Origin of the sequence: Psychroserpens sp. SPM9 (assembly GCF_025153525.1) — a bacterium.
Taxonomy (GTDB): Bacteria; Bacteroidota; Bacteroidia; order Flavobacteriales; family Flavobacteriaceae; genus Psychroserpens.
The window spans coordinates 386,625-398,139 of the sequence record NZ_JANZNR010000001.1 but is presented as its reverse complement, the minus strand read 5'-3'; the positions used below and the strand labels follow the sequence as shown (position 1 = coordinate 398,139).

Below are 11,515 nucleotides of genomic sequence, written 5' to 3'. Positions count from 1 at the left end.
GATTAGTACTCCGTTTTATCTTCTTTTTTTGTCCATTCCTGAAAGGGTTCTAAAGCAATGTCACGTGCGAGTTGCTCAAAGGGAATACTTCTTTTATCGTATGGTAAAGGAATTTCCTTGTAGATGAATTCGTCATCAAAACCAATATTTGCAGCATCTACCTGATTACTTCCGTAATAAACTTTGTCTGGTCGTGCCCAATAAATCGCGCCTAGGCACATTGGGCAAGGTTCGCATGAGGTATAAATTTCGCAACCGTCTAATTGAAAAGAATCCAAGTTTTTACAGGCATCTCTTATAGCGGTTACTTCAGCATGTGCTGTTGGGTCGTTTGTTGAGGTTACTTTATTATTTCCACGTCCTACAATTTTTCCATCTTTAACAACGATACAACCAAATGGACCGCCTTCATTATTGTTCATTCCTTTTAATGCTGCGTTCACAGCTTCTTTCATAAATTGTTCTTTATCTGTCATAGTAGTTTTCTTCTGAAATTTGATGTTTTATTTGAAGTTTGTTTTCAAAAATTCGTTAGCATTTATAAACAGCACACGATCTATAATTTCGGTTGCTGAAATTTGATTTTGTGTCTGTAAGTTAGATGTATGGTCTTTTAGATAGTTGTCGGCTTTTTCGATCAAATAAGGTTTAATGTCTTTAATGTTTTCGGCTGTCCAAAGTCCTTTTATCGGATTAACGATACCGTCAAAATCGGAACCTATTGCCACAGTTTCCCAACAAAATAAACCATTCTTGTCTAATAATTCAGCAATATGGCGAATTTGTCGCCAAATTAAATCGGATTTGTTTTTATAACGTCTCTTCTTACTTGGCCAATAAATTCTAGAACTTCTAATGGCCTTTTTGTTGGCAATCCGACGTTCGTCTAACTGTAATCCAAAAATACCTTTTGACTTTGCAATACGCAAGATTTCTTCGTCATAAAAATTAATGTCATCTTCTCTAAAATATTGACTTTGTTCGGAATCGGTTTGAGTTGGTTCAGCAAAAGACCGTTTTCCATTGGCGGCACCATGACTCACAATTATGGGAATATTCTCATTAACATACTTAGTGTCGAGGAGTTTGTAATAGCTAGTTCTTGAGGCTTTGCTCATGTGTTTAACATCGATAAGAATGCGTTTTTGCGACGTGTTGTCTAGCAGCTTATCGATTACTTTAAACCCTAATGCTGTAATATCAGTGTCTAATCCACGATTTTGATTGTCCTTAATCAATCCAATGCTAATGCTTCTCGCGTGGCCGCAAATTTCATTGTAAAAGTGATGGGCTAAGGTGATAAAAAAAGGCTGGTGTTCCCAGTTTTTTATAGTATTTATATGTTTTAAAACAGTGGTTTCGTCAGCAGTGTCTTTATCTTTATGCAGTCCTGTTTCAAAGGCATGAGCACCTTCAATAGTTGGAACCAGACTGATGATTTTTCTGGTGCTGGTCGAAGTGGTAATGTTTGTGGATATGTCGGTATAATTGCTTACCAAACGATAGGTAAATGTAATCCCATCAATTACCTGAGCGAAATTGTCGAGCTGTTTGTAATAGTCGTATTCATCGTTTAAATCCTGAAAATAACTGTTGTGATTTCTTAGGTTGTCGATGCGTTTCTGACTTACACCAGCAGCCAGATTAACGAGCAAATCTGGGATGAATTTTACACCGAGCATTTTGTCTTTTAGGAAATGTTTTTCAAAAGGGTAGAGAGAAATAACCACAATATTACAATCGGCTTTGGCTAACGCAGTTAAATCGGTTTGTGTGAATTTTGTTAGCGTAAGTAATTGATTGAATTGACGCTCTATAAAGTTTGGCGGACTATAATGCCAAATGGAATTTTTTCTGCCAGCGTTTAAATTGTTTTGTTTTGTAGGCGTGTATTTAAAGCTCTTTCCGTAAGGTTTTAAAGAAGGATGGCAGTGAATATCAATATATGACTTTTTCATTGTTGGTCGATTATGGTACTGAAAAGATATTCATTTTTTGTCAGTTTTAAGATTAATACGAGTGAAAATCATTAGTTTAGAAGTCTTATTTAATTGACTGTTTTTATGCTGTATATTCTTGTTTTTGTTTTGCTTTTAGTTTTTGTTGTGTATGTCTTTTATAAGAAATACTCCAGAAATATCGAGCAATTTCCTAGTCATTGGCATGCTATATTGCTTAAAGAAGTCAGGTATTATAAAAACTTAGAGCCAAGTGAACAGAAGCGTTTTCAAACTAGGATGATGCAATTTTTGAGTGAAGTTTATATTGATAGTGTCGGATTTGAAATAGAAGAATTAGATAAGATATTAATTGCATCGAGTGCTGTAATTCCTGTGTTTTCGTTTGCTGAATGGCATTACCCAACACTTAGCGGTATAATAATTTATCCAGATAATTTTAATGAAGATTTTCAGTTTTCAGATCAAAGTAAATCTAAACGAATAGCTGGTGTGGTTGGTACAGGGCGTTTAGAAAAGAAGATGATTTTATCTAGAAAAGCGTTGTATCACGGATTTAAAAACACGAATGATAAACGCAACACCGCCATTCACGAATTTGTACATTTAATTGATAAAATGGATGATAATGTTGATGGGATTCCTGAAGTGTTAATGCAGAATGCGTATACGATTCCGTGGTTGAAATTGGTTCATGATGAAATGGAAGCCATCAATAAAGATAAATCAGATATCAGAGCTTATGGTGGCACCAAACAAGCTGAATTTTTTGCGGTGGCATCAGAATATTTTTTTGAAAACCCAAAACTCATGAAACGAAAGCACCCAGAACTTTACAAGATGCTGGCTGATTGCTTTAGGATTAAGGTCTAATTTAAGCCTTAAAACTCGCATCGTGCTTTTGCAGCGTTTTAACAAAAGGTTGCTTCGTTAATATTTGTCCGGTAGCTGCTTTAATAGCATTTGCCAAAGCGCCTCCAGCAGGCGGTAATCCAGGTTCTCCCAAACCAGTAGGAGATAGGTTGTTGTCTACAAAATACGTTTCTACAATAGGAGTTTCTTTCATTCTGATTAAACGATAGGTATTAAAATTGACATCTTGAGGTTGGCCATTTTCAAAAGAAAAATCACCATACATCGCGTGTCCAATACCGTCAATAACACCACCTTCAACTTGATTTTTTGCGCCTGTTGGATTGACCACAATACCACAATCGACAGCAACAGTCACTTTTTCAACTAAAGGTAAGCCATTTTTTAGGGTGATATCAACGACTTCGGCAACATGAGTGTTGTGGCTGTAATAAGCGGCAAAGCCTTGATAAATACCGTCTTTTGTGTTGCCCCAATTACTTTTTTGAGCTACGAGATTTATGGTATCTGTCATTCGTTTTGCTGAATATTGAATATTTGGGTCTTCACCATCTTTAACATTTTTCAACAAGTCTAAACGCAATTGTATTGGGTCGGTTTCCAGAAGTTCGGCAAGCTCATCAAAGAAGCTTTGTTCAGCAAATGCCAGAAAGTTGGTGTAAGGGGCGCGCCAGGCTCCTGTGGTAATATTGCTTTGGTAATTTCCAGATTCAACTTTGTAGTTTTTTATCGCACCAGCAGGAAAGAAATGCGGAATAAGTCCATACATATTAGAGTTGATGGCGGCTTCTTTTAAATGGTAGCCTGTCACGTTTCCGTCTTTAATAGAAGCTGCAATTCGATATTTTATCGCAGGTCTGTAAATACCTGCAGCCATATCATCTTCTCTGGAGAAAATTACTTTTACAGGCTGTTTTGTGAGGTTGGATATTTCGGCAGCTTCTAGTGCAAAATCACCATAGAGTCTTCGGCCAAATCCACCACCCATTCTGGTCATCTCTAAATGAATATCTTCTTCACTGCGATTAATAAGATCAGCAATTCGTCTTGCAGTGCCTGCAGGCGTTTGAATAGGACCAACCAAATGCACTTTGTCAGCAGTAACATTGGCATAAAAATTCATAGGTTCCATACAGTTGTGCGGTAAAAAAGGCGACTCGTAAGTCCGTTCCAACACCTTATCTGCTTCTGCAAAAGCCTGTTTTACATTGCCATCTTCCCGACGTATTTCAAGATTTTTTCCGTCTAATATTTTAAATAATTCAGCATCATGATCAGCCGTATTTTCCAAATTACTGTCGTTGATCCATTGTACTTTTAATGCTTTTTTTCCTTTCATGGCAGCCCATGTATTTGAGGCTAAAACGGCAATTTTATCTCCAAACTGAACAACTTCAGAAACACCATTTACAGCTTTAGCGGCAGTATCGTCAAATGTGTTTATTTTTTGACCAAAAGCCGGAGGTCTCATTACGGAAACATAGGACATGTTTTCGGCGACATAATCTAAACCAAAAAGCGGTTTGCCTGTTATGATGGCATTCATGTCAACATTAATCGCATCTTTCCCGATAATTTTATAGTCTTTAGTCGTTTTCAATGTTACATCTTCAGGGACCTCAAGATGTGCTGCTTCATTAACCACATCGCCATAGCCTAATTCATCACCATTCGAATTTTTAATAATGCCGTTAGAAGCCGAACACGTGGAAGCTTCAACACCCCATTTAGCAGCAGCGGCGTTAATGAGCATTTGTTTTGCAGTAGCTCCGGTTTGACGTAGAGCATCCCATCCAAAACGTATGGATTGACTTCCGCCAGCCACTTGTCTGGAAAAATTGGTAGTATCTAAAGCGCCTTGTTCAACAGAAACATGGTTCCATGGGACGTCGAGCTCTTCAGCAATAATCATAGGCATAGATGTTTTGACGCCTTGACCGATTTCAGGATTTGGTGAAAAAATAGTGACATAGCCGTTTTCAGCAATTTTAATAAAAGCATTAAAATCTTTAAAATCTAATTTTGTAATATCGACAGGAGGTGCCGCAGTTTCACCACAAGATGTTAAGAAATTGAACCCAATTAATAAGCCTCCAGAAGCCAGAGCAGATGTACGAATAAAGTTTCGTCTGCTTAAGGTGAATTTGTTTTGATTTTCCATGGTTTCTTAGCTTAAGACATTTTTTTAGCAGCTAAAGCCACTGCTTTTTCAATTCGGTTATAACTTGCGCATCTGCATAAATTGCCGTTCATGGCAGTTCTAATTTGTTCGGTATTAGGATTAGGATTTTGTTTTAAAAATGAGGTTGCCGTCATAATTTGACCGGCTTGACAATATCCACATTGCGGAACATCAAGTTCTTTCCAGGCTTCTTGAACCGGATGTAATTTATCATCAGATAATCCTTCAATAGTTGTGATATTTGCGCCTTCTAAACTCGCCATAGGAATAGAACAACTTCGCACAGCAGTGCCATCGAGATGCACAGTGCAAGCGCCACATTGTGCAATGCCACAACCAAATTTGGTGCCTACTAAATTGAGTTCGTCACGAAGCACCCAAAGTAGCGGTGTATCGTCATCGACAGTTACAGCAACCGCCTTTCCGTTAATCTTTAAATTATAACTTGCCATAGAACTTAGAATTATTCAGCTAAAGTTAAAGAATATTTCCCTTAAAATAACTGATAATGATATTTTTATGTTTGAATTTAACGCTTTTTGATTAGGATGTTTTACCAAGAGATTTTAAGAACTGATGGTAGTCTTCTTTGGTGTCGATATCAATTAATTGGTCATTGCTAATCGGAATTACTTTAGTGTGTGATTTGTTGAGGAGTTCTTTTGCGCCTTGATCACCTTTTAAGTTTTGAAGTTGTTTGTAATAAGTCTTCGGAAATATCGCCGGAACACCAATACTACCCGAATAACCCGAAGCTGAAATCTGATTGGGATTCGTTTCAAATGAATCAATGAGCATATTAATAAAATTTGTATCCACTTTAGGTTGATCACCAAGAAGGATTAATACAGCATCGAAATTTTTGTCTTTGATGTGGTCAATTCCAGCATAAATACTAGTGCTTAAACCTTTGTCGTAGTTTGTATTGATAATAGGTGTTACGTCGTATGATTTGATAGCATCTCTTATAACCTCATAATTTGAACCAAGTACACAAAAAACACTGTTGGCTTTCGATTGTAAAGCTTGTTCAATACTTTGTCCCAAAAGCGTTGTGTCGCCAACTTTTAATATCTGTTTTGCAGTTCCCATTCGGGTGGATTTTCCAGCGCTAAGAATCAATGTAGCAATTCTCATTTCTTCACTGATTTTACAGTTATAGAGCGTAAAGACATAGGCTTGGTTTGTCTGATGACCATTAAAATTTCAGAAACTATTGCGAGTGCGATTTCCTCTGGTGTAATGGCACCTATGTGTAATCCTGCCGGACTGTAAATAGAATTGAGGAAGTTTTCTTTTATATCCGGATTATAATTTAAGAGTTCGTTTTCCAATTGATTTCGCCGTTTCGAAGATCCGATTATACCTATGTATTTAAGTTGAAAAGGCTCCAGTTTTAAAAGGTATTTTAAATCCTGAACATAATTATGTGTCATGAGTACAACAACCGTTTCCGAATCTATGTGTAAATCGGCAATTTCGGGTGTTAGAGCCGTAACCGATTTGGCTCCAGGAAAATCAGAAAGGGATTTTGGGTCTTTAATCGATGTGATGATATCTACTTCCCAACCCAGTAAATTCGCCATAACACAAAGTTTTACAGCATCATGTTCGCCACCAATAATAAGCAGTTTGAGACTTGGCTTTAGGGTTTGAGAAAAGACGTCTAAGCCATTATTTTTTGGATCAATAGCTTCGGAAAAGGTAAAACTTTGATTATTAGCTACTAATAAGCAACTTCCAAAAGCACCGATAGCATCATCCTTTTTTTGATAATATGACTGGATTTGAAACTCTTGACGTGATTCTAAAATATGCTGAAAGGTTTTTAGAAACACATCCGAAATGTAAAAGGGTTCAATTAAAATGTACAAAATGCCTTCGCATCCCAAACGGTAACGACCATCATAAGTCATGACTTTTGACGTGTTGGTTTCAAACACAGATTGCGCGCGTGTATTGATATCATTTTCAACACAGCCACCACTAACAGCACCAACCATGGTTCCGTTTTCAGAAATGAGCATTCTTACACCAGGTTTTCTGTAAGATGATCCTTCGAGGTGAACTACCGTAGCGAGTACGTTTTTCAATCCGTTTTGCTGATTGAGTTTTGCCTGATATACGATATTTTTAAATTCGTGAGTCATTGTCTTGATAAGTCAACGCTTACTAAATTACTGTTTTTATAGCTACTATTTTGCTGAAATTAAAGAAATTGAGATCGTAATGCCTTCTAGGCGTAGTTTTCTAAATATTTAGTCTTAATAATTTGGTCTACAGGTGTATTTGTGATTTTGCTTTCTAGCCACGAAATAATATCTAAATATAAAAAAGCACGTCTTTCAAAAGGATGATCTTCATATTGTTTTAGTGTGGCATGTAGCTCGATGAAAGCATTTTTAAGTTCATGCGGATAAATATCTTGTAAGCCTTTAATGAATTTGATCATTTCTTTTTGAACCTCATGAAGTTCATTCATTTTTATTAAGAACTTATAGGTCGTTCTCAGTAAGGTGTCCAAGTGGTAATCCAGCCCAGCTTCATAATGTGCCACAAGGTTTAGAACTCTCGAAAAGCAAAGTAAATCTTCACGCATAGAAAGGGACTTGTTGGAAATAATTTTATCTAAATATTTGATACATTCTTTATTGTTTCCAGCTCCAAAATGCATACTGGCAAACTTGTAATAAAAAATCATTTTATGATGTTCGTCAATGCGATTTTGGTACTGCGTTAAGTTTTTTTCTATACTCGGAATCAATTTCAAACCCTCGTGAAAACTCCCATCAATAAAATGTTTGTTGATGTCGTGAAAATTGAAATACAAAAAGGTTAAAGCCTGAACGTTTTCGTCTTTTGGGAAGGATTTACCTTCGACTTTAGATTTCAGGTTAGAAAGAACCTCTGTAAACTTAGGTTTGTTTTTGATGAAAAAAATAGACTCTAGTAAATAGTTGTTTGCTTTTAAGAAAAACACAGGATTCAAATTCACCATCTTAGGATATTGCGAAAACAAATCGACACATTTTGCCGCATATCTATAGCAGTTTAAAAAATCCTGTAATAAAAAACTATACCATAAATGCGCTTTGTAAAGCCAGAGTTTTTCTCTGAATCCGAGTTGTGCTAGTTTGATTTTTGGAAGTCGGTCATTAAAATATTTGGTAACCTCTTTACTTTCTTTTTCGTTTTTTACGTAGCCTGTTTTTAATATGATGCTGTAAAGCTGAAGAGATAGATTTGAAAGTTTACTGGCAATAACATTAAGCGAACTTAATTCTTTGGCCTGAATAGCTAATTCATCGGCTCTGGTACTGATGCTTCGTGTAATGTATTGAGCTTCAATGATTTTTTCGAGTTCTACAATTTCAAAAGCCAGGTTTTTTTCTTCATTCTGAATGGCAACATCTTTGGCTTTATCCAGGATTTTCAAGCTTTGTTTATATAAACCTTTATGGTATAAGATAGAAGCAAAATCTAATTGTTCTCTAATTTGAGATCTGATATTTTGATGTGACGGATTGAGTTTTAAACTGATTAATATTTGTTTGTATAAATGTGACTTCACATTAGCCAGTTGCTGTTTTTTTACAATTCCGCTTTTTAAAATTACGGTTTCATCATACACATTTGATTTGTCAAGGAGATTGAAAAGATTCAAGAATTTAGAATCCGAATTGACACCAAGTCGACCAACATATAATTTAAATTGTCGCTTTTCAGATTTTGAAAGCGATTTAATTAGTAAAAACAAATTATCTTTTTGGTCTTTAGTCATCAAACAAATGTTGTTTTAATGTATTGAAAATCAGATTAATAATAAATTAAATTTTGTTTGAACATCGTAAAACCAAATAGAGTTGTATGTGTTAAAACAAATCCAAAATATACATTCGTAAGACAAAAGAAAAATATATTTTGATAAATGTCTGATTCCAACGTAAAAATTTTCGATACCACACTTCGCGATGGCGAACAAGTGCCAGGTTGTAAACTGAATACCGATCAAAAAGTTATTATTGCCAAACAGTTAGATTTACTAGGTGTAGATGTTATTGAGGCTGGTTTTCCTGTGTCGAGTCCAGGTGATTTTAAATCGGTTGAAGCGATTTCAAAAATCGTAAAACATGCTACGGTTTGTGGTTTAACCCGTTCAGTAGAAAATGATATTAAAGTGGCTGCGCAGGCCTTGGCTTATGCTAAAAATGCAAGAATTCATACGGGAATTGGGACGTCCGATTCACATATCAAACATAAGTTTAAAAGCAACAGAGATGCGATTATTGAACGTGCTGTGAGTGCTGTTAAATATGCAAAGTCATTTGTTGAAGATGTGGAGTTCTATGCCGAAGATGCTGGTAGAACAGACAACGATTATTTAGCAAGAGTTTGTGAAGCTGCAATAAAAGCAGGTGCAACAGTTTTAAATATTCCTGATACTACAGGTTACTGTTTGCCTAGTGAATATGGCGCAAAAATTAAATACTTAAAAGAAAATGTAAAAGGTATTGATAAAGCAATATTATCATGCCATTGTCATAATGATCTTGGTTTAGCCACTGCAAATTCGATAGAAGGCGTTATCAATGGCGCCCGACAAATTGAATGTACAATCAATGGTATTGGTGAGCGTGCTGGAAACACAGCCTTAGAAGAAGTTGTGATGGTATTAAAGCAACATCCTTACCTCAATTTGGATACCAATATCAATACCTCAATGTTGTACGGTATGAGTCAGTTGGTAAGTGATAGCATGGGCATTTATACCCAGCCAAATAAGGCTATTGTTGGTGCTAATGCTTTTGCTCATAGTTCTGGAATTCATCAGGATGGTGTTATAAAAAATCGTGAAACCTATGAGATTATTGATCCTAGAGATGTGGGTGTCACCGAATCGGCGATTGTTCTTACAGCAAGAAGTGGCCGAGCAGCATTAGCCTATCGTGCAAAGCATGTTGGTTATGAGTTAACCAAAATTCAACTGGATGAGGTCTATGCTAATTTTTTGAGTTTCGCAGATAAAAAGAAAGAGATTAACGATAACGATATTCATCAAATTATTGAGACGAGTAACGCTTATCAACAAATAATTTCAGCCTAATGGGAAAGACCTTATTTGACAAAGTTTGGGATGCACATGTGGTTGATTCAATCGCTAATGGACCGCAAATTTTATATATCGATAAACATTTAATTCATGAAGTTACAAGTCCGCAGGCATTTAACGAATTAAAAGCGCGAAATATCCCCGTATTTAGACCTGATCAGATTGTGGCGACTGCAGATCATAATACACCAACGCAAAATCAACATTTGCCTGTTAAGGATGAATTATCAAGAAAGCAGCTTGCCCAACTTTCAGAAAACTGTAAAACAAACCATATTACCTTGTACGAGTTAGGTCATAAATATAATGGTATTGTTCATGTGATGGCGCCTGAGTTAGGAATTACACAACCCGGAATGACTATGGTTTGTGGAGATAGTCACACATCAACACATGGTGCTTTTGGCACCATTGCTTTTGGGATTGGAACGAGTCAGGTCGCGCAAGTTTTTGCGAGTCAATGCTTGTTGCTTACCAAGCCTAAAAGTTTAAGAGTTACGGTTAATGGCAAGTTAAAGAATGGCGTCTTACCTAAAGATGTCATTCTTTATATTATTTCAAAATTAGGAACCAACTCTGGGACTGGATACTTCTGTGAATATGCAGGAGATGTTTTTGAAAATATGAGTATGGAAGGTCGTATGACCGTGTGTAATATGAGTATTGAAATGGGTGCTCGTGGCGGAATGATTGCGCCAGACGAAACCACTTATGATTATATCAAAGGAAGAGAATTTGCACCTAAAGGAAGTGAATTTGATAAAAAGGTAGCCTATTGGAAAACTTTGGCTACAGATATAGATGCTCAGTTTGATAAAGAATATGTTTTTGATGCTGAAGATATTGAGCCAATGATTACCTACGGAACAAATCCAGGTATGGGCATCAAAATTTCAGAATCTATTCCGGAAGAAACAGACGCTTCGTTTAAAAAGTCACTTGATTATATGAATTTTCAAGCAGGTGAAAGCTTGATAAATAAGCCTATTAACTATGTGTTTATTGGAAGCTGTACCAATTCTAGAATTGAAGATTTTAGAGTTGCGGCAAGCTATATAAAAGGCAAGCAAAAAGCCGATAATGTTACAGCTTGGTTAGTGCCTGGAAGTAAACAAGTCGAGGCTCAAATTATAGACGAAGGTTTGAAAGCTATTTTTGATGCTGCAGGATTTGAGCTGCGACAGCCAGGTTGCTCAGCATGTTTAGCGATGAATGATGATAAAATCCCCAAAGGAGAGTATTGCGTATCAACTTCCAATAGAAACTTTGAAGGTCGGCAAGGTCAAGGCTCAAGAACCATATTAGCCAGTCCTTTAGTGGCTGCAGCAACTGCTGTGGCAGGAAAAATTATAGATGTAACACAAACCATTGACGTATTAGAAGCCGTATAAC

General features: G+C 36.4%; 10 protein-coding genes. 3 read left to right on the top strand and 7 right to left on the bottom strand.

From position 1 onward, the window contains the following. Positions 1 to 2: 2 nt before the first annotated feature. Together N4270_RS01670 and N4270_RS01665 are read right to left on the bottom strand one after the other, a co-directional pair. Positions 3 to 476 carry a nucleoside deaminase gene (locus tag N4270_RS01670; RefSeq protein WP_204343954.1) on the bottom strand — a complete coding sequence of 158 codons (474 nt, stop codon included), beginning with the start codon at positions 474 to 476 and terminating at the stop codon, positions 3 to 5. A gap of 27 nt (positions 477 to 503) precedes the next feature. Beyond that, complete coding sequence (locus N4270_RS01665) at positions 504 to 1,958, bottom strand: membrane dipeptidase (protein ID WP_260095055.1); 1,455 nt, start codon at positions 1,956 to 1,958, stop codon at positions 504 to 506. Positions 1,959 to 2,063: 105 nt separating this feature from the next. On the opposite strand from N4270_RS01665, the gene N4270_RS01660 reads away from it, so the two are divergent. Then, positions 2,064 to 2,831 carry a zinc-dependent peptidase gene (locus N4270_RS01660; RefSeq protein WP_260095054.1) on the top strand — a complete coding sequence of 256 codons (768 nt, stop codon included), beginning with the start codon at positions 2,064 to 2,066 and terminating at the stop codon, positions 2,829 to 2,831. Between the two features lies 1 nt (position 2,832). Here the strand turns inward: N4270_RS01660 and N4270_RS01655 are convergent, their stop codons facing one another. From N4270_RS01655 to N4270_RS01635, 5 genes are all read right to left on the bottom strand, one after another. Then, positions 2,833 to 4,992 (bottom strand): xanthine dehydrogenase family protein molybdopterin-binding subunit, encoded by a 2,160-nt coding sequence (locus N4270_RS01655; RefSeq protein WP_260095053.1) that lies wholly within the window; start codon positions 4,990 to 4,992, stop codon positions 2,833 to 2,835. An 11-nt stretch (positions 4,993 to 5,003) separates the two neighbouring features. Further along, positions 5,004 to 5,465, bottom strand: coding sequence for a (2Fe-2S)-binding protein (locus tag N4270_RS01650; RefSeq protein WP_248412571.1), 462 nt, complete (start codon positions 5,463 to 5,465; stop codon positions 5,004 to 5,006). Positions 5,466 to 5,556: 91 nt separating this feature from the next. Then, the gene (locus N4270_RS01645; RefSeq protein WP_260095052.1) at positions 5,557 to 6,150 is read right to left on the bottom strand and encodes a nucleotidyltransferase family protein; all 594 of its coding nucleotides are present in this window, start codon (positions 6,148 to 6,150) and stop codon (positions 5,557 to 5,559) included. Next, positions 6,147 to 7,163, bottom strand: a complete 1,017-nt coding sequence (locus tag N4270_RS01640; RefSeq protein WP_260095051.1) for an XdhC family protein — start codon at positions 7,161 to 7,163, stop codon at positions 6,147 to 6,149. The genes N4270_RS01645 and N4270_RS01640 overlap by 4 nt, the downstream gene beginning before the upstream one ends. A gap of 86 nt (positions 7,164 to 7,249) precedes the next feature. Continuing rightward, the gene (locus tag N4270_RS01635) at positions 7,250 to 8,794 is read right to left on the bottom strand and encodes a hypothetical protein (protein WP_260095050.1); all 1,545 of its coding nucleotides are present in this window, start codon (positions 8,792 to 8,794) and stop codon (positions 7,250 to 7,252) included. Positions 8,795 to 8,941: 147 nt separating this feature from the next. On the opposite strand from N4270_RS01635, the gene N4270_RS01630 reads away from it, so the two are divergent. Further along, positions 8,942 to 10,117, top strand: coding sequence for a 2-isopropylmalate synthase (locus tag N4270_RS01630; protein WP_260095049.1), 1,176 nt, complete (start codon positions 8,942 to 8,944; stop codon positions 10,115 to 10,117). Then, the gene (gene leuC / locus N4270_RS01625; protein WP_260095048.1) at positions 10,117 to 11,514 is read left to right on the top strand and encodes a 3-isopropylmalate dehydratase large subunit; all 1,398 of its coding nucleotides are present in this window, start codon (positions 10,117 to 10,119) and stop codon (positions 11,512 to 11,514) included. Before N4270_RS01630 ends, leuC begins: the two co-directional genes overlap by 1 nt. The last annotated feature ends 1 nt before the right edge of the window (position 11,515 follow it).